Here is a 25,720-nt window from a genome sequence, read left to right as displayed (position 1 = left end):
ATTGGATCGTTTGCTAAATTGACAGCCTTTTCTCCAGCAAATAAGCGTTCAAGCGGATTAATGCGTATGCAGCAACCCAACTGATCAACACCGCAACCGGGAAATGCCAAGTAAAAGGAAACCATTGTCCTGTCTGAACATGGTCAAACTGCTCATAAAGCCCCTGATCGCCTGACCAATAAAAGACACTCCCACCACCCATCAAAAGAATCCACAGTATCGGGCTAATCGGCCGCAAAGTGCTGTATTTGGTACTGGCCGTCAGCAGACCCAGCGCAATAACAAACGGTGTGAAAGCGATAATCATCACAAACCAGTTCAATCCAGCTATAATAAAGGACGCTGCATCCGCAAACGTATAAGGCTGGATGGTTGATGAGATGAACAGCGCGTACAGAGAACCTACCACAAACAGGAACAATGTCACGACCATGGCTTGTAAAATAGCAGCAATCCATTTGGCGCTAATCAGCCACATGCGCGGATAGGGCAGGGTCAGCCACCATCCGTAGGTGTCATTCTCCCATTCTCTTCTCAGACTTCCCACACCCATGAAAATGATCATGTACGGCAAGCCTAGGGTGACATACCACAGCCTTGTCAATTCGAGTTGGTTGTGAAGCGCGAAATACAAGGAAATAACGAACGCCGCAATTAGAAATAGTGAGAAATATACAAGTCTCCACGTTCTGGGCAGTCGATTGCGGCTCTGCTTTCTCCAGCTTCCTTTATTTCGAAATTCATGGCGTATCAAATCTTTGAACAGCCCTGATGAATTCACGCCTTCCACTCCTTTTTGTACAAATTGCGGAACACCTGATTCAGTGATCCATGCTCTCCACGTAGATCATCCGAATCACCGGACCATATCACCCGTCCGCGGTCCATCATAATCGTGTAATCAAATAAACCTTCCACTTCCTGAATATCATGTGTACTCATGAGTATGGATTGCTGCCGATCCTCCAAATAATCAATAATACCGGCCACGATTGCTTCTCTGGAAAGGACATCAATGCCAGCAAAGGGTTCATCCAGGATCATAAGCGGAACCTCACGCGCCAGACACAGAATCAGCAGCACACGGGCCTCCTGCCCGCGGCTCAACCCGGTCATTTTCAACTCCAACTCTACGTCCATATGATCAGCCAGCTTATGCGCATCCTTCATATTAAAGCCGGGCAAAAAGGACTGTCCCCACTCCAGTGTCTGCTGCACCGTATGATTGGGGTACCAGCGGGCCCGGTCAGGCAGGTAGGATATGCCACGGTTGGTTTCCCAACCGGGCTTTTGCCCCAACACGTAAAGCTCGCCTCCGTCCGGCCGAATCAATCCGGTGATCGCCCGAAACAAGCTTGACTTCCCGCAACCATTGGGTCCAAGCACCCCTACAATGCGTCCCGCCGGAATGACGACATCCAAGTGGTCCAGCGCTTTTTTACTTTCATATTGCTTCGTCAGATGACTCGCAACCACAATAGATTCCGTCATGCCCCTTCGCCTCCTTCGTCATCTTTCCCGTTCTGTTTGCTTCCTATATACCGCTGTACATCCTCCCATGACAGCCCCAGACTGCTCATCTGTCCCAGGAACTGATCTATATACGTCAGGGCCAGTTGTTCCCGAAAGCTGTCTACCCGCTCACTGGACGACGTAACATAGGTTCCCAAGCCGCGCCGCTTCTCAGTCAGTCCGTCCCGCTCCAGCTCCTGATACGCCCGCATCACAGTATTCGGATTCATACGCAATTCCTGTGCCAGATCACGAACGGACGGCATTTTGCTTCCCATTTCAATCTCCCCTTTGGCAATGGAGCTTCGTACCTGATTTAATATTTGTTCATATAATGGCTGGCTAAAATCAATTAAAAACCGAAGCGAGCCAACCCTTTGCTCTTCCATGGGTTTTTCCCCCTAATCCGCTGCATCTATCGTGCATATAGTGTATTATATCACTTAATACACATAATACAAGTAAATGTTCAGTTAAAATTTTAGTCATGCCGCCCAAAAAAAACCTATTCAGCAAATGCTCAGCTTGCACTCAGACAGCATTCAAGTTCATATCTTATGATAAATCTCGTACCAAACACACCCTAACCGAAAGGTGGAAAATGAAGATGAAGAACACCAGGAAAGCAATTTTGGCTGGAACGATGGCATTGGCATTTCTAGGAGGTGGAGCACTTTATTCTGCGGGCGCGGTTCACGCTGCTGCCGCTACAGCTGACAAATCTGCTAATGCTTCACAAAAGCCGCCTACGGATGCACAAGGACAATTTGGACAAATCGGTCAATTTCAGGACAAGCTGGGCAAGCTATTGTCCCTTGATAACGATGCGCTTAGAACCCAACTTAAACAAAACACCTTGGGTGAAGTGGCTGAGAAGCAAGGCGTGTCCAAAGAAAAGCTGAAAACGAATCTCTCCACATGGCTGAAGGAAAATCCTCCTGCCGGAGCTAACGCATCCAATACAACGGACTATTCCGCTATGGCCGAGAAACTGCTCGCCGCCAAAGGGAATGTACTTCCTGGCGATGCCAACGGCCCGAAAGCGGCGGGCGGTAATTATGCGGAGAATAAAGCCCTTTTGAAGCTGCTAGGTCTATCTTCCAGCGAACTGAACACACAATTGAAAGCCGGTAAAACGCTCGCTGCGATCGCAAAGGCACAAAGCGTGAACGTGAAAGAAGTCATTAGTTTGCTCGTTTCCGACACGAAATCGAGGATGGCTGAAGAAAAGAAAAACGGTAAAGTTACTGACACCGAATACAACAATCGAATCTCTAACCTAGAGAAAATAGTTACGGATTTAGTAAACGGCGTTAAACCGTCCCAACCGCCAGTAGGAACAAGTAAAGCTCCAGCTAAGTCAGCGGCAACGAAGTAACCTGTCATCACATACAGCTACCCGTAACGTTTCTCATGATCCGGCTTTTCCATACAAAAGCATACGAATTAAAAAATACCGCTCCCCTGCTTTTTCGGCAGGCGGAGCGGTATTTTTTGTGCCCCACAAAAAAGGCTCCCTTATCAAAAGGGGTTTTTATCACATAGGAAATGTCCACACGTATATATAGATGTTACATATTATATAAATCGTGAACATTCGAATCTCAATACTAGTTATAGAAGAGGTGGCATTAGTGATAGGATTATAGCTTCGTTACTTTAGACAAAAGGAGAATCCAATATATGGCGGTTATATCAACTGGACCCATAGAAAATAATTATGTCAGTGGTATTCGGCCTACTCATCGAGTTACCGTGAAAATTGATAATCGTGATACTGTGAATTCTTCTACGGTATTGATTCAGGGTTTTTATCTAAATGGTACAAGAACGTTATATGTGCTTGATTTTATAACTGTAAATTCAAATGAAGTGATTACAAAAGATTATTATGCTGATTTTAATTCATTTGAGTTTGTTTTTACCACTGAAAGTGTTACAGAAAATGAGATTCAAGTTTCAGTCTGGGGTAAAAATTCAATGGGGCAGTTAGTGACAGCTCACCGTGTTGTATCTTCCGAATTGCTTGTAGCAAAAGGCGCGGGACCGACAGGGCTAACGGGAGCCACTGGCGCTACCGGAGCTACTGGCGTTACCGGAGCTACTGGCGTTACGGGTGTTACCGGAGTTACTGGCGTAATAGGTGCAACCGGAGTCACTGGCGTTACGGGGGCTACCGGAGTTACTGGCGTTACTGGAGTTACCGGGGCTACCGGAGCCACAGGAGTTACGGGGGCCACTGGCGTTACTGGAGTCACAGGAGTTACTGGAATCATGGGTGCTACCGGGGTCACTGGCGCTACCGGAGCTACTGGCGTAACAGGGGCTACTGGAGCTACTGGCTTTACTGGCGTAACAGGTGCAGCCGGAGTTACTGGCATCACGGGGGCTACCGGAGTCACTGGCGCTACCGGAGCTACTGGCTTTACTGGAGTTACCGGGGCTACTGGAGTTACTGGCGCTACTGGCGTCACGGGTGATACCGGAGTCACTGGCGCTACCGGAGCTACTGGCGTTACTGGGGCTACTGGCGCTACTGGAGTCACAGGAGCTACTGGCGCTACTGGAGCTACAGGTGCTACAGGTGCTACAGGTGCTACAGGTGCTACAGGTGCTACAGGTGCTACCGGAGTTACTGGTGCTACTGGCGTCACGGGTTCTACTGGGGTCACTGGGGTCACTGGCGCTACTGGCGTTACCGGGGCTACTGGCGTTACTGGCGTTACTGGCATCACAGGAGTTACTGGAGTTACTGGAGTTACTGGCGTTACTGGCGCTACCGGGGCTACTGGCGTTACTGGAGTTACTGGCATCACGGGTGATACCGGAGTTACCGGAGTTACCGGAGCTACCGGAGCTACTGGCGCTACTGGAGTCACTGGCATCACAGGAGTTACTGGCGTTACCGGAGTTACTAGTGCTACTGGAGCTACTGGCGTTACAGGTGCTACCGGAGTCACTGGGGCTACCGGAGCTACTGGCGTCACGGGTGTTACCGGAGTCACCGGAGTCACTGGAGTTACTGGCGTTACTGGCGTTACTGGCGCTACCGGAGTTACCGGAGCTACTGGCGTTACCGGGGCTACTGGCGCTACCGGAGCCACTGGCGTAACAGGTGTTATTGGCGCTACCGGGGCTACGGGCATCACCGGGGCTACCGGAGCTATTGGCGTCACGGGTGTTACAGGAGTCACTGGCGTTACTGGCATCACGGGTGATACCGGAATTACCGGAGTTACCGGAGCTACTGGCGCTACTGGAGTCACTGGCATCACAGGAGTTACTGGCGTTACCGGAGTTACTGGTGCTACTGGAGCTACTGGCGTTACAGGTGCTACCGGAGTCACTGGGGCTACCGGAGCTACTGGCGTCACGGGTGTTACCGGAGTCACCGGAGTCACCGGAGTCACCGGAGTCACTGGAGTTACTGGAGTTACTGGAGTTACGGGTGATACCGGAGTTACTGGAGCCACTGGCGCTACAGGTGTTACCGGAGCTACTGGCGCTACTGGCGCTACTGGCGCTACTGGCGCTACTGGCGCTACTGGAGCCACAGGTGCTACCGGAGTTACTGGTGCTACTGGTGTTACCGGAGCTACTGGCGCTACTGGCGCTACTGGCGCTACTGGCGCTACTGGAGCCACAGGTGCTACCGGAGTTACTGGTGCTACTGGTGTTACCGGAGCTACTGGCGCTACTGGCGCTACTGGCGCTACTGGCGCTACTGGCGCTACTGGCGCTACTGGCGCTACTGGAGCTACTGGAGCCACAGGTGCTACCGGAGTTACTGGAGTTACTGGTGCTACTGGCGTCACGGGTTCTACTGGGGTCACTGGCGCTACCGGGGCTACCGGAGTTTCTGGCGCTACTGGCGCTACCGGAGCCACTGGCGTTACCGGAGTTACCGGAGTCACTGGCGCTACTGGTGTCACGGGTGTTACCGGAGTCACTGGCGTTACCGGAGTTACCGGAGTTACCGGAGTTACCGGAGTTACCGGCGTCACGGGTGATACCGGAGTCACTGGCGCTACCGGGGCTACCGGAGTTTCTGGCGCTACTGGCGCTACTGGCGCTACCGGAGCCACTGGCGTTACCGGAGTTACCGGAGTTACCGGCGTCACGGGTGATACCGGAGTCACTGGCGCTACCGGGGCTACTGGTGTCACGGGTGATACCGGGGCTACCGGAGCTACTGGCGTCACGGGTGTTACCGGAGTCACTGGAGTCACTGGAGTTACCGGAGTTTCTGGCGCTACCGGAGTTACTGGCGTTACCGGGGCTACTGGCGCTACCGGAGCCACTGGCGTTACTGGAGTTACTGGCGTTACGGGTGATACCGGAGTCACTGGGGCTACCGGAGCTACTGGCGCTACTGGAGTCACAGGTGTTACCGGAGTCACTGGCGCTACCGGCGCTACCGGAGCTACTGGCGCTACTGGAGTCACGGGTGTTACCGGAGTCACTGGGGCTACCGGGGCTACTGGTGTCACGGGTGATACCGGGGCTACCGGAGCTACTGGCGTCACGGGTATTACCGGAGTCACTGGAGTCACTGGAGTTACCGGAGTTTCTGGCGCTACCGGAGTTACCGGAGCTACTGGCGTTACCGGGGCTACTGGCGCTACCGGAGCCACTGGCGCTACCGGAGCCACTGGCGTTACTGGAGTTACTGGAGTTACTGGCGCTACTGGCGCTACCGGAGCCACTGGCGCTACCGGAGCCACTGGCGTTACTGGAGTTACTGGAGTTACTGGAGTTACTGGCGTTACTGGCGCTACTGGCGCTACTGGAGCTACTGGAGCTACTGGCGTTACCGGAGCTACCGGTGTCACGGGTGATACCGGAGTTTCTGGCGCTACTGGCGCTACCGGAGCCACTGGCGTTACCGGAGTTACCGGAGTTACCGGAGTCACTGGCGCTACTGGGGCTACTGGTGTCACGGGTGTTACCGGAGTCACCGGCGTCACGGGTGATACCGGAGTCACTGGCGCTACCGGGGCTACCGGAGTTTCTGGCGCTACTGGCGCTACCGGAGCCACTGGCGTTACCGGAGTTACCGGAGTTACCGGCGTCACGGGTGATACCGGAGTCACTGGCGCTACCGGGGCTACTGGTGTCACGGGTGATACCGGGGCTACCGGAGCTACTGGCGTCACGGGTGTTACCGGAGTCACTGGAGTCACTGGAGTTACCGGAGTTTCTGGCGCTACCGGAGTTACCGGAGCTACTGGCGTTACCGGGGCTACTGGCGCTACCGGAGCCACTGGCGCTACTGGCGCTACTGGAGCTACCGGAGCTACCGGAGCTACTGGCGCTACTGGAGTCACAGGTGTTACCGGAGTCACTGGCGCTACCGGAGCTACTGGCGCTACTGGAGTCACGGGTGTTACCGGAGTCACTGGCGCTACCGGGGCTACTGGCGTCACGGGTGTTACTGGCGTTACGGGTTTTACCGGAGTTTCTGGCATCACCGGTGCTACCGGGGCTATTGGACCTACTGGTGCCACAGGTGTTGGTATAACAGGTTCAACAGGTTCAACCGGCCCCACTGGCCCACCTCCTACGTTTATAGACGCATACTTTAACGGTAATATTCAACCTCAGACAATTGCTTCGGGATCAAACATTTTAAATATTACTCCAAACCAATCTACTGCACTTACTTATAACGCAGTAACAAGTGTTTTCACAATACAAAATGCGGGGTTGTATAACATTAGTGTTGTAATAAATCTTGCAACTGCCACACTACCAGAAGCAACAATTGGGTTATCACTAAATAATTCTACAGCATATCTCGCTCCTGCTGTAACCACGGCAACAAGTGGTCAATTGGTTTTAGTTCAAATTGAGGCTCTTGCTGTCGGAGATACAATTCAATTTAGAAATATATCTGGGTTTCCTATTACCATTGCTAATTCACCAGTAATAGCTAACAGCTCAGGTCATGTAGCTATTTCGAGATTCTCAGCTTTTTCATAAACGAGACTCAGAACTGGAATTAAAGCTAATGTAATACAAAAAAAGTAGTCCATCCTCTACCGAGGAGGGGCTACTTTTGCTCTGCTCGATTTTTTCTTTACTTGTTGCTTTTGACGTACGGCAACTTGGGCAGTTTCTTACCAGCTTTGACTGCTGTTTGGCGACGAAGCAAAACAGCGCTTAGCTGCACTCCCAGTACGTTGAGCGGCCTCTGTTTTTGGCTGCCTACATACGCGTATGTCGCGTCCATGAGAATGGTTTTGCTTATCTCCAGGCCCTGCTCAATGCACTGACGGACCACATGTTTCAATACGTACTTCCCAACCGATGATTTCGGAAACGTGACAACTGCGAAACGTCCGATACCGGATCTTCCGGCACGAGCTTGTACAACTCTGTATGAAATGATGTAGTTACTTGTCTAGCTTTATGCAACAACGAGTAACTATATTTTCATTTTACAGATACTGTATTCGTTTCGCAAAGCTCTCTTAACAACAGAGCCTTCTTCTCACTTCACACAAAATGTTCACAAGCGGCGTAATCCCACAGAGCAGGTTGCTGATTCAACTTTCTGTACTTTAGTAACGATAATAATCATCATAGGAGTTGCGATCTTGATAACGCGGCTGCTGTGCTGCGGTAATCATCAAAAATATACCTGAAAACAAATGCATTAACCATCCCACGAACGGAATCCATCCGACAACAGAGGTCACGATCCCTAAGATAGATCCATAATAGGCCTCCTTGTTTACCACCGAGAGCACTAATGTAACAATATGGAAAATCATCATAAAAAACAACACGGTATACGCAGAGTTCAAGACGATTAGGCCGCCCAAAACAGGAATAGCTAAAAATATCTCTAAACCGCCTGTAATCCATTTTAAAGTTTTCGATGGTGCCATGGTTCCACTCTCCCGTTGCTATTTCATCCCATCATTATATCTTATCGCTATACGGGATGACATACATTTTTTAACAATCAATACGTTCAAATCGTGACTGCTGCCATCCCTTTTTCGAATGAGCTAAGCCCCGGGTACATATATGTGAAAAAGAACGAATTTTCGTGACTCTAAAGGGGTGAAAGCAATGGGATATTATGTTGAGGTAGAACGCGGCGTCAAGCTGTATGTAGAAGATACAGGAGATGGCATCCCCATTCTGATGGTGCACGGATGGCCGCTGGATCATCGAATGTACGAATATCAGGCGGCTCTGCTGCCTTCTTACGGGTATCGCTGTATTCAGGTGGATCTTCGGGGATTCGGCAGGTCAGATCGACCGTGGCAAAGCTATAACTATGATCGGCTTGCGGACGATCTGCTAGCTGTCATTCAGTCGCTCCAGCTAAGACAGGTGCGGCTGATTGGTTTTTCCATGGGAGGGGCTGTTGTCGTACGCTATATGAGCAGGCACCGGGGATTTGGAGTCACTCAGCTTATTCTTCTTGGAGCAGCTACGCCCCGTTTCACTCAATCCAGCGACTTTCCTCAAGGCACTCCGGTCACGGAGGTGGATAAGCTCATCAAGCAAGCCTATACAGATCGACCGCAACTGGTCACTTCATTTGGCGAACTATTGTTTGCCAACCCCGTCAGCCAGAGCTTACGCGATTGGATACGTGACCAAGGCTTTGCATCCTCTGTCAACAGCATGGCCTTCACTTTATATTCACTGCGTGATTCTGATTTACGTCCGGATCTGCCATATATCCGTGTACCTACCTGGATTTTACACGGGAAGCTGGATCAGGTCTGCCCTTTCCCGCTGGCAATCGAAACCCAAAAAGGAATTGCCGGATCGAGGCTTATTCCTTTTGAACGAAGCGGTCATGCTGTATTCTACGACGCGCTCCCCGAATTTAATTCCACCTTACTGAGCATACTATCTCAACCTTCCCCCATGCCATAATCGGAGAACCAAGACATTCATACGTGAGGATTTTGCAAAATCCTGATGTACAAAAAAATAGCACCTTGCGGTGCATTCTCCAAAAAACAAAAAAGACGCCTCAGCGCCGTTAGCGGCTATGGGGCATCCTTTACTACAAACATATATCCAATTAGGATTGTTTGGTATGATTAAAGCTCGTATTATTCAAAACGGCCAGCTTTTTCTCGCCCTTCACCATGGCAGAACCGCAAATGGGGCATGTCGGCTCGACAGAAAAAGCGAAATTATCCCGCATCCATCCGTTGCACGTATCACTGGCGCAATTCCAGACAGTTGTAATTTCCTCAGGAATCTCATCCATTGGCTTTTTCCGTGAATTGTACATAAACATCCCTCTTTCTTCATGATTTATAAAGCGATAAGATGTAATCAGTTCAAAAACGGCCCTGTGAACAGATAAAAACAAATGCCCCAAACGCTATGTTCGGGGCATTTGAAGTAGGCTGTAATTTTAAATTACAGTTTTACAACGTTCTCAGCTTGTGGTCCACGGTTTCCTTCAACTACGTTGAATTCTACGCGTTGGCCTTCGTCCAAAGATTTGAAGCCGTCGCCTTGGATTGCGGAGAAATGTACGAATACGTCGCTTCCACCTTCAACCTCGATGAAACCAAAACCTTTTTCTGCGTTAAACCATTTAACTGTACCTGTTTGCATGGAATTACCTCCAAAATATATTTATATGACCTTTATTTTTTACAAATAAAAATTCACATATTGTACAAGGTTATTTCAACCTAAAACAATAACCCTCTACAATATGCGAATCTCAGGTCACAATTTCAATATACTCATATTACCATAAGTGTATTGAAAACGCAAGCACTGGGGAATTTAAATTATGCAGAGTGCTCTTGTCATCTATTTACGTTTCTAAGCCGTATTCATGAGGCGAAAGTCATTCATCAACGCCTACTTAAAACAGTATATCCACGACTGCTTATTATTATACCAGCAAAAGAAAAATAAATATATAAAACTTATGCAGGAAACGAACTTTTTTTATAATAAGCCCGTCTCCTGCATCTACTCGGTTACGTTATTGTTTTACCAGCATCAAAGACCTGCCAATGCCTTAATTTCATCTGTTGTAAGCGCTTTGTTATACAATTGAACCTCATCCAGACTGCCATTAAAGTTGGCATCGGCAGCAAAGCGGCTTTTGCCGAGATAAGCCTCGCTCGTCAGCAGTTCTCTCGGGTTAAAGGTAACGCTATCATTAACAGCTACCTCTTCACCGTTTACATACAGCTTTCCAGTGTTCCCCTCCAGTGTAACCGCTACATGCGTCCATTGGTTCAATGGCAGCGGTGCTTTCGAAAGCAAGCTTTGATCCGTACCTTCATGGATCGTAAACTGTAGCACTCCGCTTCCTTGGGATGAAGTCAGGAACATATGGCGGCTCTGTCCATTTCCAAAGTCAAAAATCCGCTGCCAGGCTGCGCCGCCCTTCCAGTTTACCCACGCGGAAAAAGTAAAGTCCTCGGCATCCGTTACCATGCCCGGCAGCTGCACGTAACCATCCTTGCCGTTCAAAACAAGAGCTCCGCCGGACTTCCCTTCCTTGTCCCATGTGGCTCCCCCAAATGCCTTGCCATCATAGTTGTTGTATGTGCTATCCACGACCGTTGTCCCTTGATCCTCACTCCATGAATAGTGCGCGAGCTGCGGACCCTGAGCCTGCTCGGGAACCGTGGCTATAAAGCTTTTCTTCGCTGTTGCTTTGTCTTTTTTTATGGTCGCGGTCAATGTGACCGTTGCAGGCTGGGAGCCCGCTTCTGGACGGTACACTTCACCTGTCACGGAAATGTTCTCGGGACGTGAGGACTCCCACGAAATGGTGGTATCTTGTGTTCCCTGAGTAGGAAGCGTCAGATTATAAAAAACGTTGCTCGTATCGCCCAAGCTCAAATCCTTCTGCACCGCGGCTACAATTTTGCTGGCCTTCTGCTCAGGCTTCAACGTACCCCAGACCGCAACACCCTTGGAGGACAGGGCAGTGAAGGCAAGCGTCTTGGTGCCCGTATCTGGATCAAGATGCCGCAGGAATACACCTTTGTACTTCGTGCCATCCGCCGTAATCTCCAGCTGATTACCTGTACCAAGCTTCCATGTACCGCTCGCGCCGCCGGACAGTTTGCCGCCGCTTTCCAAACTGACGGTCACGGCTTGCTTAATATTGGCCGAGATTTCTTTCCCGTGATTTACATACGAGTATTGACCGAGGACATCCTTTTCCGACAACTTCTTCAGTGAATCCTCATCCCCAGAATAACGATAAGGAGCAACTACAGGCCAACCGTCAGCGTTCATAAACATTTCATGCACCCGCACTTCAAACTGTTCGCCTCTGCCCGGGAAACGGGAGTGAAAAATCAGAAAATGCTTTTTCGTTTTGGGATCGTAATAAGCCGAGTTATGTCCGGGTGAAACATAGCCTGTACCCAGTCCAGTACCCGAGTCCCCAATTTCTCTTGGAATCAGATAGTTCCCTATCAGCTTGACACCGTACGGCTCAATGGAAGCGTCATCAAAAAGAGGCTTGTCAGGATTCGCCTTGACCTTGATCATATCGTTGCCCTCAGCATCGTAAAAAGGACCATCCGGTGTTTTGGATCGAGCCACACGAAGGTTGTATCCTCCATCTGCCGATAAGCCCCCATAAGACAGGAACAAGTAATAATAGTCCGTTTGCGGACTGTACTGTATGTACGACCCTTCCATACGGGCATGGTTACCGCCTGTCAGCTTTTTCCCGTAGCCTTGTCCGGGCAGCGGCTTCCCTGTTTTTTCATCCATTTCCAGAATGAAAATGCCTCCTGAGTAGGAGCCGTATACCATCCAGAGCTTGCCGCTCTTATCGTAAAAAGTGTCCGGGTCCACGACATTCGGATGCTTGGTTGCGTCATAGATCGTCCCATCCTCACCCAGTTGACCCCACATGCCAGATTTCAGGAAAATGCCTTTATTCTTATAAGGCCCTTCAATTTTATCGGCAACTGCTAGACCCATTGCTGAACGCGGGGAGTCACCCTTGCAGGCGTTATAGTACATGTAAAACTTTCCATTGGCCAGTTGAATGACATCCGCTGCCCACAGCGTGTCTGTCTGGGCCCAATCCAGCGCTTCTTTTAATTCCTCTTTGACGTTGGGAATCAATACATTACCATTCGCTACTCCTGTGGCAATCGTATCCCAATTCATGAGGTCCTTGGACTTGGCAGCAGCAAGATGGGAACCAAAAATGTAAAATGTATCTTTCACTTTCAGAATGGATGGATCATGTACGGAAGTTTCCTTGAAAGAAACGGTCTTTTTGCTTTGAATGGAAATGTTCTCTTGGTTTTGATCTTGAAGGGTAATCTGCCCTGCAGCTTGAATCCCATCTGTATCCGGATTGAGCATTTGTTCGGCGCCTGCATAAGAGGCAGGCAGCAGCAGCGCACCCGCCAGAGAAGCTGCCGTTACCTTGCGAAAAAATAATGGCTTCATAAACTAATCTCCTCTCGTTTTTGAACATACCTGATTGTTAAACATAAGACGATATTAAGTAAGGCGGTCAGGATTATGTTTGTATTAGCATCTTCACCCTCGAATTAAATGTCGCTCATCCCCCCATCTTGAATTTAAGCGCTTTCAATTCATTCGGAAAATAAAAGTACCTTCTGTTAAGAAGGCGGATTCAAACCTGACGGTTAACCGTACCTCTATATTATTCAATGAATGTGGAAAATTCAATATATAATTTTATATTTTTATAAATTATTCATTAAATTATTAACATTAATAAATTAGTTGTGTATACGCCCATTTTAGAACCATAATTTTACAAGTAAAATTCTATTTCCTTCCTGCCGATATACCTAAAAGAACAATTTTGAATTACCTTAAAGTAAACCTTTAAATTTTTTTGAGGAGGTGAAAATATATGCAATGGTATTTAAATGGATTAAAAAACTATGTAGGATTCCAAGGTAGAGCACGACGTACAGAATACTGGATGTTTGCTCTGTTCAATGTGATCGCGGCTTTTATAATCGGTTTGATCGATGGTCTTGTGGGCTTAACTCCGATCTTGACGTACCTTTATTCTTTGGCTGTCCTGTTGCCGTCTCTGGCCGTTATAGCCCGTAGACTGCACGACACAGGCAGAACCGGATGGTGGATTTTGATCAGTTTAATCCCTCTTGTTGGTACTATTATCCTGATTGTATTCTTATGCCAAGACAGTCAACCCGCTGAGAACAAATATGGAAAAAATCCTAAATTGTAATTGGTGCAAATGCCTGAGAACCTCTTTCATTCTTGTGAAAGAGGTTCTTTTCATATTCCCCTTCTACCCATCGAAATTCCAATAGTAAGTTTATGAGAAGCCCACTGCGTCCATACTGGATTAAAAAACATCCGCAAGGAGAGGGCGAACATTCATGCGTTTTCGGAATAGAAGCATCCACAACAAGTTTAAAAAGCCACCTGTCCAGCACACCGAGAGTAAGCCTGCACATTCAGAGGCGCAGCTCAGTCCAAATATCGGGTCAAATCTTCAGCGGATCAGACAAGCACTCGGTAACAGCACCGACATCATCATAAGAGAGGTTCGTATCGGCAAGGATGGTGAACAAATCATTGCGATCCTCTATACCGACGGTTTGGCGGATAAAAATATAGTCTCTGACTTCATTATGGAGTCGATGATGCTGGATAGCAGCTTGTCCAGCGACGTGGAGCGTAGCATCCAAACCTCCTCCCATGTATTGCAGATTTTAAAAGATTACGCCCTGACCATCGGGGACATCCGGGATGTTACCGACTTTGAAACCTTATATAACGCTCTGTTATCCGGAGATGCAATCATTTTGGTTGACGGTGAGACGCAGGGAATCGTGGCCAGCGCACGAGGATGGAAGGATCGCGGGGTCACCGAGCCCGCCTCGGAAAATGTCGTCCGTGGGCCGCGGGAAGGATTTTCGGAAACACTGCGCACGAATACAGCCTTGATCCGACGTAAGATTAAAGATCCGAACCTGTGGCTGGAAACAAAACAAATTGGCCGCGTGACCCAAACCGATGTCGCAGTCATGTATATCAAGGGAATCGTGGACCATAAATTGGTCGAAGAAGTACATGAACGGCTGAATCGCATTGATGTAGACGGCATTCTTGAAAGCGGATATATCGAGGAGTTAATTCAGGACGAAACATTTACCCCTTTTCCGACAGTATACAACTCCGAACGCCCGGACGTCATCGCCGCCGAGCTGCTGGAAGGCAAGATCGCGATCCTGATAGATGGAACCCCGTTTGTGCTTGTCGTACCTGCGCTGTTTGTTTCCTTTCTACATGCGGCGGAGGATTATTATCAGCGTGCGGACATCAGCAGTTTCATCCGGGTTCTTCGTTACACCGGGGTCTTCATTTCCCTGCTTGGTCCGTCCTTATATGTTAGCATCACTACGTTTCATCAGGAAATGCTGCCAACCTCACTGCTGATCGGTCTGGCGGCACAGCGGGAGTCCGTTCCTTTTCCCGCCTTTATCGAAGCGCTCATGATGGAATTGACTTTTGAAATATTACGGGAAGCCGGCGTCCGCATGCCAAAGTATATCGGGGCAGCCGTCTCTATCGTAGGCACGCTCGTCATCGGACAAGCGGCTGTCCAGGCCGGGATCATATCAGCGGCGATGGTTATTGTCGTATCCATTACTGCGATTTCCAGCTTCGTCCTGCCTGCCTATAATATGTCCATCGCTTTTCGTATGCTGCGCTTCCCCTTGATGGGGCTTGCCGCTTCATTTGGACTATTCGGGATTATCGTCGGCGGCATTGCCCTCATCCTGCATATGTGCAGCCTTCGTTCGTTTGGCATTCCCTATATGGCTCCTTTTGCCCCTTTAATACCGTCGGACACCAAGGATACCATCTTTCGGCTTCCTCACTGGATGATGATTACACGTCCCCGGCTGATAAATCAGAAAAATGTGAATCGCCGAAACAGCACCCCGCCTCGGAAACCACGGGAATAAAGCGAAGAAGACAGGAACAGACGGAAAGGAGTAGACAAGCATGAAACAGAAGACGGCATTTCTGTTCCTGATGCTTACACTCGTCTTGCTTCTGACGGGCTGTTGGAACCGCAGGGAGCTGAATGAGCTTGCTATCGCCGTCGGGATGGGGATCGATAAACATGGAGATCAATTCCGTGTCTCCGTCCAGGTTGTGGACCCCGGAGAAGCAGCATCCAAAAAAGGATCAGGCAGTAGGGCTCCAGCCACGTTGTACACCACGGAAGCGGATACTGTGTTTGAAGCCATCCGGAAAATTACGACGCTCAGTCCCCGAAAAATGTATTTTTCTCACCTGCGCATATGCGTAATCGGTGAGTCGATAGCAACGGAAGGGATGGCGAAAGCTCTCGATTTACTCTCCAGGGATCATCAGTTTCGCACCGACTTTTATATTGTGGTGTCAAAGGGCACCAGTGCGGAGGACACATTGAAAATTATGACACCCCTGGACCCGATTCCGGCGAATGATCTTTTCTCCGCCCTGGAAACATCAGAGAAAAACTGGTCGCCCAGTATGACGGTAACCCTGGATGAATTGATTGCAGCTCTCACCAGCGAAGGAATGCAGCCTGTCTTGACAGGACTTCGGATCGTTGGCAATACCGAAATGGGAGAATCGAACAGCAATGTCCAACAGATCGACCCACCTGTCCGTTTACAGTACTCGGGACTTGCAGTGTTCAAAAAAGACAAATTAATCGGATGGTTAGACGAAACGGAAAGCAGGGGCTACAACTTCATTCTCGGCAAAGTGCAAAGCTCTGTCGGCTTTGTGGCCTGCCCCGAAGGCGGAAAAGTCGTCACGGAGATCATTCGGACCCAAACTGCCATAAAAGGAAACGTGCATAGGGGGGAGCCCCGGATCAATATTAAAATGCATGTTGAGGCCAATGTGGGAGAAGTCGAATGTCAGGGCCTGGATTTAACTAAAGTGAGCACGATTTATGAGCTGGAGAAGAAAGAGGAAGAAAAGGTCGAAGGGATTATGAAATCAGCCGTCAGAAAAGCTCAAAAATCGTACAAAGCTGACATTTTCGGATTCGGCGAAGCCATTCACCGTGCTGATCCGAAGACCTGGAGTGCACTGAAAAAAAATTGGGATCGTGAGCATTTCGCAGAATTGCCTGTAGATATCAAGGTCGATTTCAAAATTCGACGCTTGGGCACGATTGGCAGCTCATTCCTGAATGATATGAAGGAGTAACCTACCAAAGAAGGTGTTAAAAGATGCTGCCTAAAATAATGAACGTGCTGGGCATACTGCTGGTCGCTGTTGCAATCAGCATGTTTGAGGTCCCGTACATGCGGAAAAAGGGTTTAAAAAAAGAACTTTGGCTGTTTTACATCCTGCTATTTCTTGGGGTCGGGATCAGCAGTGCCAAGGTATTAAGTGGGTTTATTCCTACTCCTCTGGATTGGATCGCAGCCGTGTATAGACCATTCAGCGATTTCCTGACCCATATCGGTCTAATAAAATAAGACGAGGTGAAATTAGTGCCCGGGCAGATCAAAATCTCAGCACGTCAACTTATGATCTTGACGACTTTATATACGGTCGGGAGCGCAATCCTCATCATCCCGTCAGGCATGGCGGAGGTAGCCAAGCAGGATGCGTGGATGGCCGCGCTTGTCGGGGTCGTGGCCGGGCTTCTCGTCTTGTATTTGTACATCAAGCTTGCGTCGCTGTATCCGCAGAAGACCCTGATTGGAATTATGGAAGCCCTGCTCGGAAAGTGGCTAGGCAAAGCTGTCGGTCTTCTGTTTTTCGCCACATTTTTCATCAATGCTCCTATTCCCGTTTTATTCTACCTGGGGAATTTTATGACCACTCAAATGATCCCGGAAACACCGATTCAAGCGGTAAACATTCTTTTTGCGCTTATTATATTGTTGGCTGTCCGGCTGGGACTGGAAGTGATAGCTCGTTCTGCCGAACTGATGTTTCCGTTATTTATTCTGCTTTATATTTCTTTTACGGGTTTGATAGTGTCCAATATTAAATTGGAAAATGTTCAACCTGTACTGGAGGCTGGAGTCGGGCCTATTGGGTCTGCTGCCCTGTCCTTTGTCAGCACAGCGTTCCTGCCTCACATCATTCTGCTCATGATCTTCCCGGCTTCTGCCAATCGTTTCGACCAAGCCCGTAAAGCTATTTTCACAGGAAGCCTGATTGGCGGATTAATGTTGGTCGTGGTCGTTTCATTGGCTATTTTGGTACTAGGTCCTGATCTAACCGCAAGAAATATATATCCAAGCTATGCGTTAGCCAAAAAAATTAGCATCGGCAATTTTCTACAACGTATCGAAGCGATCATGGCTACGATGTGGTTTATTTCGCTCTTTTTCAGGATCACGTTGTATATGCACTCCATTGTGACAGCCATAGCCCAAATCTTTCGCTTGAAAAATGACCGCCAGCTAGTGCTTCCTCTCGGCATTCTTTTAGTCGCCTTGTCGACCATCGTATATCCCAATGTGCCTTATCAACAAGCTTATGATACCAAGACGTGGATTCCCTATGCACTATCGTTCGGGGTGTTTTTACCCTTACTGCTGCTCAGTATACATGCCCTGAAAAGGCTGGGGACAAACAAGAATAACAAGCCGGATGATAAACGTGAAAATAGAGGTGAGGATGGTGCATAAGCAAGTCAAAATCTCCACACGTCAATTGTTGATCTTAACGATATTATTTACAATCGGCACTGCAATTCTCGTCATCCCTTCTGTTATGGCCGCTACAGCTAAACAGGATGCATGGATCGCTGCACTCGTCGGAGTGGGCGCCGGGCTGCTGTTGATATGGCTGTACAACACGATCACCATCCTGTATCCGCAGATGACCCTGATCGAAATCATGGAGACCCTTTTGGGCAAGTGGTTGGGGAAATCCATTGCTCTACTGTTTATGGTTATGTTTTTTCTGGGGGGTCCTGCTGCGGTGTTGTATGATTTGGGGAATTTTTTGACTACTCAAATGATGCCAGAAACGCCGATGCAAGCGGTCAACATCCTCTTTGCGCTCATTGTATTGATGGGCGTGCGCCTGGGACTGGAAACGGTAGCCCGTTCTGCTGAACTATTGTTTCCCTTGTTCATTTTGCTGTATACAGCTTTTGTCGTTTTAATCGTATCCAATATCAAGCTGGAGAACATCCAACCGATGCTGGAGAAGGGAGTTGGACCCATTTGGTCTGCCGCCTTGTCCTTTATTAGTATTGCGTTTCTGACCCATATTGTTTTTCTCATGATTTTTCCGTTTGTAGATCAGCCTGATCAAGCGCGCAGGGCTTTTTTAACAGGAGGCCTGATTGGCGGGTTGGTTCTGGTTGTACTCATTGTATTGGCCGTTTTGGTTTTTGGCCCTGATTTAACAGCAAGAAATATATATCCGAGCTATTCATTAGCCAAAAAAATAAACATTGGAAATTTTCTTCAGCGTATTGAAGCGATCATGGCTGCCATGTGGTTTATTTCGCTCTTTTTCAGGCTGGCTCTGTATATGCAATCGATTATGATAGCCATTAGCCAAATCTTTAATCTAAAAGATGATCGTCCGCTGATCTTCCCTATCGGAATGATCCTGATCGTCATGTCGGTGATCATATACCCAAATGTCCCATACCAGCAATCCTGGGATGCAAAAATATGGACACCTTTTTCCTTATCTATGGGCCTTTTTCTGCCTCTGCTGCTGCTCTGTATGCATGGGATACGAAAAATCTGGTCAAAGAAAAAAACAGGGACCGAAGGATAGATCACATCCATCGTACGAGCCATCCTACAAGCATCGGTGAAATTTTTTTGCTGTTACCTGTTTACAATGCGAACTTTTAGTTTATTTTAAACGAGTATTAAGCTGGCGCTAAGATTGGGCGTGTATGATGTATTTAAGAATCTGGTAACTACATAAAAGCCAGATGGGCTAAAAGCATGAATATTACTCCCGTTGGATATCCATATACCGCTCCACCTTGTCAGAATTTCAAAGAAATCAAAAGGAGACTTTACTCTTATGAATCGAAAACGAATCATGGTTATCTGCACCTTGTTGCTGGCGTTGTCTATTGGGCAGTCCTCTACATGGGGAAGTCGGGCCAATGCTTCTGCACTGGCTCCAGAAAGAGCCCTTCAGCTACAGGATAGTGAGGCTTCCAAGGATGATGAGCTGCTGGAAACACTGGGTGTATCCTCGGATGAGCAATTGTATGATGCGTTGTATAACGGTCAAACCTTGGCAGATATTGCACAATATAATGAACGGGACGCTCAGGCTGTCGTTGATTTGCAGGTGGCTCAGTTGACAGAGCAGCTGGATCAACGGCTGGCCAGCAAGAGCATTACGCCTGAACAGTACCAAGCCCATAAGGCAGAGTTGACGCAGGTCGTTGCCAAGAGTGTGTTTGGACTGTAAGCCTGCAACACAATAGTATGTAAAAAAGGCGCTGAGCCCGTTGGGGATCAGCGCCTTTCTGCTGTCTGTATCTACGCTTACACTTGATGTACTCGAATCAGGTTGGTGGCACCGGCCTCTGCGACAGGAACGCCTGCCGACACGACAACGGTGTCTCCTTTTTGAATATACCCTGCATTCAGGGCGTTGCGGATGGAGGATTCGAACATTTCATCCGTCGTCACTACCTTATCGCCTTTGACCGGGAATACCCCGGATAACAGACAAATTTTAGCGAACACCGTATTGTTCGGGGTAACTGCAATAATTGGAGCCTTCGGACGATATTTGGACACCATACGGGCCGTGAAGCCGCTGGCCGTAGACGTAATGATTGCTTTGGCATCCAGCTCCAGGGACGAACTAACCGCACCTTGACTGATGACCTCGGTAATGTTCGTGCTTTGGCGTGCTCTGCGCTTATCGAACTGCTCCTGATAATCAAATTGCGATTCAGCTCTGGCAGCTACAGCAGCCATTGTCCGTACGGATTCAACAGGGTATTTACCCGCAGCAGATTCGCCCGACAGCATAACCACATCGGCTCCTTGCATAACGGCGTTAAACACGTCACTAACTTCGGCTCTCGTCGGACGCGGGTTGACCTGCATGGACTCCAGCATGTGTGTAGCCACGATTACCGGCTTGCCGACCAGATTACACTTGTCGATCATTTCCTTTTGCATCACAGGTACGTCCTGAATCGGCACTTCCACGCCCAGATCACCACGGGCTACCATAATACCGTCCGAAGCCTTGATAATATCATCGAGGTTTTCCATACCTTCGGCATTTTCAATTTTAGAATAAATTTGTACATGCTCAGCGTTATGTCCCTTCAAAATCTCGCGAATTTCGCGAATATCGTCGCCTTTACGCACAAAAGAAGCCGCAATAAGCTCAATGCGCTGCTCCACCCCGAATTGGATGTGCTTCACATCGCGCTCTGTCACGCCCGGAAGGGTCGTATGAATCCCTGGCAGGTTCACACCTTTTCTTGGCTTCAAAATACCGCCGCTTACAATGGTACAGATCATTTCGGTTCCCTCAATAGAGGTTACAGTCAGATCGACCAAGCCATCATCAATGAGAATACGGTCGCCTGCTTTGATATCCTTCGGCATATCCGGGTAGTTGACCGAAATGCGGTGCTCGTCCCCCAAAATTTCTTCCGTGGTCAAAATAAGCTGGCTACCTGGCTTCAGCAGACAGGACGCTTCTTTCAGCTTGCCAATCCGTATTTCCGGTCCTTTGATATCCATCATGACGGGAATAAAGGTGTTCAGTTCCTTCGCAGCCTGTCGCACATTTTCAATACGTTTAACGTGATCTTCCAGCTCCCCGTGAGCCATGTTCAAGCGGGCTACTGTCATACCAGCCTGGATCATTTCTTTTAACAAATGAATGGAGTCGCAGGCAGGTCCCATAGTACAGATAATTTTCGTTTTAAGCATAGTAATGTCATCCTCCTGAATGTCTTTACTGTTTGGTTTCTATCCACTTTCACTTCAGGATTTTTGCAAAATCCTCAGTTCTCTATCTATTAAACTTCTATGGTTCTATTTTACTTGTACCCGTGCGCCAAGACTATGAACTATAGTATGATGAATGTACTACAGTACAATAATTTTTTAAGACATCGGAGAGTGGGCCTCGTGATTACAATGACGGACATGCGACAGGACCATGGTATAGACTGGTACGAAAAGGCTGGCCCGAATAGCAGCGACGATGACTTACTGTTCATTTTGGTTACCTTTGGAAAATGTGTATATTGGGTGAACGGTTGCAAGTTTATTCTCGGCAAGGGAGAAGCGCTGATTCTGCCCGGACATTTGCCTTACTACGGCAAGAGCATTCCTACACTTTTTCATACCAAGTATGTGATACATTGCCGCAAAACATGTACGAACCACGCACTCCCCCTACTGAATACAGACCAGCCGTTGCTGATCAAGCTGGGATGCTACGATATGCTGCATGAACGGATCAAGTCGGTGTACTACCAATGGACGGAGCGTCCGAGCTACTATGCAATGATGGCTGACTGCTTGCTGACCGAAGCGATGATTTATATCAATCAGGAGTGGGACAAGGGTGCCGTTTCTTGCGATAAAGAGAAGCATGTAGAGCATATGAAGCAGTATATTCAGAATCATTATCGGGAAAAGGTGACGAAGGAGGAGCTTGGCGACGCGATCCGTAAAACGCCCAACTACGCAGCCACACTGCTGCGCGAGGTAACACGCCAAACGATCAGCGAGCATGTACATACGCAACGTATTAAAACCGCCATCTACATGCTGACCGAGTCCCGACTGACGATTCGTGAAATTTCAGAGTATGTGGGGTATAGTGATGTTTCCTATTTTCATCGGATATTCAAACGGCTGACAGGCTGCTCCCCATCCGAATTTCTGGATGAACGGTCTTCAATCGTTTAGCTTGTCTTGTACAGTGGAAAGAGAAGGCGGAAAAGTTTGCGAAACTCCGTATTTAAATGTATGTTGGATTCAACTGGATAGACAACAAATACCTCATTTTATAAAGTGCGAATGTGAATCTCACATAAAAACCCCGGTTCCTTCACACCTCGAAATTTGTCGAAAAGGACTTAGATGGGTTGTAATGGGTGAATGTCAATGCTTGATTCAAGCCTTTTCGCTGTCGCACTACATGTGAGTGCGTGGATTGAAATCATTTACCGATGCCCCAGCGCTTCGCTCACAAGTCGCGCTCTTTATGGAGTGCGCTTTTTCACCCTCTTACTTCCGCTTCCATCACTCGTCCTTTCCATTTCCATATGCATTAATATGCCAAAATTCGCCTTTATACATTAGTCAAAAAATATATTGACATATGGTTAATTTTGGAGAAAAATAGAATGAAAGAATATAAAATTATGGAATTTTTATGTGAAGGGTGGTTATGACTTGAAGCATACACCTACGATTCGGGCGGAATTAGACAAATACCTAAAACAAGAGGGTTTGAGCCTAACGCAATTCGGGAATATTGCAGGCATTAACAGAGGAATAGTAAGTGGCATTGTAACTGGTAATAGTCCTATATCTGTTAACCAGCTTGATCTAATCACTGAGGCTATGGATTTACCGGAAGGCTTTTTTTACGAACGATTCATAGATGACTACATCATCGAACACTCTCCCAATATGCGTCGAATTGAGCGGTTGCTATATCGTTGTGCAGAGCTGGACAAGCTGGATGCGATCAGTCGAATCGTTGGACAAATCATGGACAATCTACTCTATTCACCTAAACTATTTGAAATTGCAGAAGCGCTATTGGCACAAGGACGACATGCTGCTGCGCTGGTGCTCTATGAGAATGTAGCAGAAGTGGAGAAGTACCAACATTCTGAACGCTTGGCAGTCTGTCAATATCGTATATTCACGATCCAGATTGGAGACGATCAAAACCGAAATCTCAGGGCAGCAACGATATTTGAAGCTTTTGTTGAGCGCTTGGATGAAATAGATCAGCTTGACGCATTGAAGGACTTGGCTAACGTGTACAGGTCTTTGCGTCAATGGGATAGGCTTGATGAAATAGCTCGAAAAATGAAGGTGAAAGCGGAAATTCAATATTCGATGAAACATCAACAGAAGAAACGAGAGCATAAGGAGTCCGAAAAAAAGCTAAGTCGTCCTATGTTTGTGTACATCACCTATGCTGACCTGTTGTGTGCAAGTGTCTGTGAAGCCCAAGGCGATTTTCAACAAGCTCTAGATTATACATATGCCTACGCTAATTTAGATTGGGTCGAAGAGAAGGACGAGGATACCCGACACTGGATCGGTTTGTTTCAACATTGGGCGGAAGGTAATACTCACGTATATAAGCTTTTGTCTGGAGATATAAGCGTGCTTCAAGATTATGTTGAATATATTGCAGCGACATCAGGCTCTAATGAACAAGAGGAAATCTCCAAATTGTTGAATGTTATAATTGCAGCAAACCGATTTGAATTGGACGTGGATGATATACTTCAACGGTTTGAAACGGAGATTAGTTCTCTTTCTGAACAGCCTCCATCCGATGATATGTATACTCAACAGGTGATACCGGACTATATCGCGTGGTTTGGTTACGAATTAGCTTATTATGATTTACATCGAGGTTCTTACATTGATGGCTTTAAACATTTGATGTATTCAATGATCAGTTATCATAAACTAAATAATGAGACTTATTTTATAAATTGTATGGGCCTATTTCTACACTTTCAGGATTATTCGGTTCCAGAAACTAAAGCAGCATTTTTAAATCTTATTGAAAAGGTGTGGATGAACAATGTTGAAAAAAATGGTACTGCTGATCATCGCGGCTAGCTTTTTGTTTATTGTCACTGTGCCGGATCAAGCACTTAACCACCACCATAGTATTCAGCCTTACGTTACCATTGGAGGTGCTTAAACGGATAGGAACAAAAGAAATCCCCGCTAACCTTAACTGGTCGGCGTGGATTTCTTTTTTTGTTTTTATTATACATATTTATATTTAATAGTAAAAAAATATTAAGTTACGAGAAATGATAGTTCTCAATTTATTTGTTCTATTGGTCTTATAGTTAGAATTTTATAGAGTTTTACGACGGGACTTTATTACTGTTTATTCCATTTTTATAAATTCCCCTTACATGCAAAGACTTCATCAGTTGATGCTACATATGGAGCTTCGCCAACAGTAGATGCCATACCTGTAGCCGCCAAATGGAAGAGCGAAGCGATAAAGCCGCCGACCGCCCCACCGATGAGGCCCATGACAAATGGTTTCATATATCTCAGGTTGACCCCGAAAATAGCCGGCTCCGTAATCCCCAGAAAAGCGGACAACGAGGAAGGAAGCGCTAACGCCTTCAGCTTGCTGTTCTTCGTTTTCAGTCCAACCGCCAGACAAGCCGCACCCTGGGCAGCCATAGCGCAAGTAATGATCGCGTTGAAGGCGTTTACGCCATTCTTTTCGAGCAGTTGAATTTCCAGAAAATTAAATATATGATGCACACCCGTAACGACGACAATCTGATGCAGGAAGCCGATGACAATCCCTGCAATACCGAAAGGCAAATCCAGTACAAACGTCGTTCCTTGCAGTACCCACTCTTCAAGAGAATGGAAAACCGGACCGATAGCAAACAGCCCCAGTATAATCATGATCAACAGTGTTAAAAATGGCGTAAGAATCAGATCCAGCGCTTCGGGTACCCGTTTGCAAAGCGCCCACTCCAGCTTGGCAACTGTCAGCCCCCATAGCGGACTTTCACCGCCTAGTTACGCGCCATGCATGGCGCACAAAAAAGAACGCTCATTTTTACGAGCGTTCTAGAAAAAATAATTTTTTCACTCTTTTTTTTCGTAAACAAAATTATTCTTGATAATTTGCTTTGTCTGAGCTGTTATCTCCTCTTGATTGTCCCGATTTGCAACCTGATCGCTTGGATACTCATTCGGAACTTCAACAGGGAAAAAATCTCCATATTTTGAGTGTATAATTTCTGCTTGTGAAGATAACACTTTCTCGTTTATCTCCTTCTTTTTCTCAGGTGTGAGCCAGTCAGGATCATTGGTAGTTTGGGTTTGAGGCTTACTGCTGTTCGCAAAGGTCTGACTTTTGATAACAGCCACCGCCCCTCCGACAACGACAATTAGACTTAAAATAATAACTACTGGTCTGAGTCGCTTGTTCACACTCACTTCCTCCCTTCCAAAAATAATCCAATTAACAA

23 protein-coding genes and 1 pseudogene are annotated in these 25,720 nt (G+C 47.5%); 12 read left to right on the top strand and 12 right to left on the bottom strand.

Annotation, left to right across the window (positions count from 1 at the left end):
- Positions 1-13: 13 nt before the first annotated feature.
- Genes ABH897_RS21040 through ABH897_RS21030 form a run of 3 tightly spaced genes read right to left on the bottom strand, consistent with a single transcriptional unit; the run spans position 14 to position 1,901 of the window.
- A complete protein-coding gene (locus ABH897_RS21040; RefSeq protein WP_283654236.1) occupies positions 14-781 on the bottom strand; it encodes an ABC transporter permease subunit in 768 nt (255 codons plus the stop codon).
- A complete protein-coding gene (locus ABH897_RS21035) occupies positions 778-1,491 on the bottom strand; it encodes an ABC transporter ATP-binding protein (RefSeq protein WP_283654235.1) in 714 nt (237 codons plus the stop codon). Before ABH897_RS21035 ends, ABH897_RS21040 begins: the two co-directional genes overlap by 4 nt.
- On the bottom strand, positions 1,488-1,901 hold the full coding sequence (locus tag ABH897_RS21030) for a GntR family transcriptional regulator (RefSeq protein WP_283654234.1): 414 nt from the start codon (positions 1,899-1,901) through the stop codon (positions 1,488-1,490). The genes ABH897_RS21035 and ABH897_RS21030 overlap by 4 nt, the downstream gene beginning before the upstream one ends.
- A 218-nt stretch (positions 1,902-2,119) precedes the next feature.
- Between ABH897_RS21030 and ABH897_RS21025 the strand changes: the two genes are divergently transcribed.
- Positions 2,120-2,890, top strand: coding sequence for a hypothetical protein (locus tag ABH897_RS21025; protein ID WP_404521667.1), 771 nt, complete (start codon positions 2,120-2,122; stop codon positions 2,888-2,890).
- 622 nt (positions 2,891-3,512) lie between these two features.
- On the opposite strand, the gene ABH897_RS21020 is transcribed toward ABH897_RS21025, so the two are convergent.
- Entirely contained in the window at positions 3,513-3,893 is a 381-nt protein-coding gene (locus ABH897_RS21020; protein WP_404529722.1) for a hypothetical protein, read from the bottom strand.
- Here ABH897_RS21020 and ABH897_RS21010 point away from each other — a divergent pair.
- On the top strand, positions 3,787-7,494 hold the full coding sequence (locus ABH897_RS21010) for a collagen-like protein (protein ID WP_483874959.1): 3,708 nt from the start codon (positions 3,787-3,789) through the stop codon (positions 7,492-7,494). The genes ABH897_RS21020 and ABH897_RS21010 overlap by 107 nt on opposite strands.
- Positions 7,495-7,591: 97 nt before the next feature.
- Here the strand turns inward: ABH897_RS21010 and ABH897_RS21005 are convergent, their stop codons facing one another.
- On the bottom strand, positions 7,592-7,804 hold the full coding sequence (locus tag ABH897_RS21005) for a hypothetical protein (RefSeq protein ID WP_283654229.1): 213 nt from the start codon (positions 7,802-7,804) through the stop codon (positions 7,592-7,594).
- A 271-nt stretch (positions 7,805-8,075) separates the two neighbouring features.
- Entirely contained in the window at positions 8,076-8,405 is a 330-nt protein-coding gene (locus ABH897_RS21000) for a hypothetical protein (RefSeq protein ID WP_404581260.1), read from the bottom strand.
- A gap of 187 nt (positions 8,406-8,592) precedes the next feature.
- Here ABH897_RS21000 and ABH897_RS20995 point away from each other — a divergent pair, with 187 nt between their 5' ends.
- On the top strand, positions 8,593-9,414 hold the full coding sequence (locus tag ABH897_RS20995; protein ID WP_283654227.1) for an alpha/beta fold hydrolase: 822 nt from the start codon (positions 8,593-8,595) through the stop codon (positions 9,412-9,414).
- 151 nt (positions 9,415-9,565) lie between these two features.
- On the opposite strand, the gene ABH897_RS20990 is transcribed toward ABH897_RS20995, so the two are convergent.
- The 3 genes from ABH897_RS20990 to abnB all read right to left on the bottom strand — a co-directional run bounded on the left by ABH897_RS20990 (position 9,566) and on the right by abnB (position 12,948).
- Complete coding sequence (locus tag ABH897_RS20990; protein ID WP_013308357.1) at positions 9,566-9,781, bottom strand: cold-shock protein; 216 nt, start codon at positions 9,779-9,781, stop codon at positions 9,566-9,568.
- A 131-nt stretch (positions 9,782-9,912) separates the two neighbouring features.
- Positions 9,913-10,113, bottom strand: a complete 201-nt coding sequence (cspD, locus tag ABH897_RS20985; protein WP_013308356.1) for a cold-shock protein CspD — start codon at positions 10,111-10,113, stop codon at positions 9,913-9,915.
- Positions 10,114-10,512: 399 nt separating this feature from the next.
- Complete coding sequence (gene abnB, locus ABH897_RS20980; protein ID WP_283654226.1) at positions 10,513-12,948, bottom strand: arabinan endo-1,5-alpha-L-arabinosidase AbnB; 2,436 nt, start codon at positions 12,946-12,948, stop codon at positions 10,513-10,515.
- A gap of 436 nt (positions 12,949-13,384) precedes the next feature.
- On the opposite strand from abnB, the gene ABH897_RS20975 reads away from it, so the two are divergent.
- The 7 genes from ABH897_RS20975 (at position 13,385) to ABH897_RS20945 (ending at position 19,935) form a co-directional block, all read left to right on the top strand.
- Entirely contained in the window at positions 13,385-13,729 is a 345-nt protein-coding gene (locus ABH897_RS20975; protein ID WP_283654225.1) for a DUF805 domain-containing protein, read from the top strand.
- 154 nt (positions 13,730-13,883) lie between these two features.
- Positions 13,884-15,479 (top strand): spore germination protein, encoded by a 1,596-nt coding sequence (locus tag ABH897_RS20970; protein ID WP_283657532.1) that lies wholly within the window; start codon positions 13,884-13,886, stop codon positions 15,477-15,479.
- 40 nt (positions 15,480-15,519) lie between these two features.
- Positions 15,520-16,725 carry a Ger(x)C family spore germination protein gene (locus tag ABH897_RS20965; RefSeq protein WP_283654224.1) on the top strand — a complete coding sequence of 402 codons (1,206 nt, stop codon included), beginning with the start codon at positions 15,520-15,522 and terminating at the stop codon, positions 16,723-16,725.
- 23 nt (positions 16,726-16,748) lie between these two features.
- Positions 16,749-17,000, top strand: a complete 252-nt coding sequence (locus ABH897_RS20960) for a hypothetical protein (RefSeq protein ID WP_283657531.1) — start codon at positions 16,749-16,751, stop codon at positions 16,998-17,000.
- Between the two features lie 15 nt (positions 17,001-17,015).
- The gene (locus ABH897_RS20955; RefSeq protein ID WP_404592662.1) at positions 17,016-18,167 is read left to right on the top strand and encodes a GerAB/ArcD/ProY family transporter; all 1,152 of its coding nucleotides are present in this window, start codon (positions 17,016-17,018) and stop codon (positions 18,165-18,167) included.
- Positions 18,157-19,278 (top strand): GerAB/ArcD/ProY family transporter, encoded by a 1,122-nt coding sequence (locus ABH897_RS20950; RefSeq protein ID WP_283654222.1) that lies wholly within the window; start codon positions 18,157-18,159, stop codon positions 19,276-19,278. Before ABH897_RS20955 ends, ABH897_RS20950 begins: the two co-directional genes overlap by 11 nt.
- 258 nt (positions 19,279-19,536) lie before the next feature.
- Positions 19,537-19,935, top strand: a complete 399-nt coding sequence (locus ABH897_RS20945; protein ID WP_044646453.1) for a hypothetical protein — start codon at positions 19,537-19,539, stop codon at positions 19,933-19,935.
- 77 nt (positions 19,936-20,012) lie between these two features.
- Here ABH897_RS20945 and pyk read toward each other — a convergent pair whose 3' ends face one another.
- Positions 20,013-21,428 carry a pyruvate kinase gene (gene pyk, locus ABH897_RS20940; RefSeq protein ID WP_283654221.1) on the bottom strand — a complete coding sequence of 472 codons (1,416 nt, stop codon included), beginning with the start codon at positions 21,426-21,428 and terminating at the stop codon, positions 20,013-20,015.
- A 201-nt stretch (positions 21,429-21,629) separates the two neighbouring features.
- Here pyk and ABH897_RS20935 point away from each other — a divergent pair, with 201 nt between their 5' ends.
- Both ABH897_RS20935 and ABH897_RS20930 read left to right on the top strand, forming a co-directional pair.
- A complete protein-coding gene (locus ABH897_RS20935) occupies positions 21,630-22,418 on the top strand; it encodes a helix-turn-helix transcriptional regulator (protein ID WP_283657528.1) in 789 nt (262 codons plus the stop codon).
- 489 nt (positions 22,419-22,907) lie between these two features.
- Entirely contained in the window at positions 22,908-24,326 is a 1,419-nt protein-coding gene (locus tag ABH897_RS20930) for a helix-turn-helix domain-containing protein (protein ID WP_283654218.1), read from the top strand.
- 351 nt (positions 24,327-24,677) lie between these two features.
- Here the strand turns inward: ABH897_RS20930 and ABH897_RS20925 are convergent.
- Positions 24,678-25,241, bottom strand: a pseudogene (locus ABH897_RS20925) (PTS transporter subunit EIIC); the annotation flags it as partial.
- Between the two features lie 93 nt (positions 25,242-25,334).
- Positions 25,335-25,682 carry a hypothetical protein gene (locus tag ABH897_RS20920; protein WP_283654217.1) on the bottom strand — a complete coding sequence of 116 codons (348 nt, stop codon included), beginning with the start codon at positions 25,680-25,682 and terminating at the stop codon, positions 25,335-25,337.
- Between the last annotated feature and the right edge of the window lie 38 nt (positions 25,683-25,720).

The organism is Paenibacillus sp. RC73 (assembly GCF_044908085.1).
In the GTDB taxonomy this organism is placed as follows: Bacteria; Bacillota; Bacilli; order Paenibacillales; family Paenibacillaceae; genus Paenibacillus; species Paenibacillus terrae_A.
This window is presented reverse-complemented; position numbering and strand designations above follow the sequence as displayed.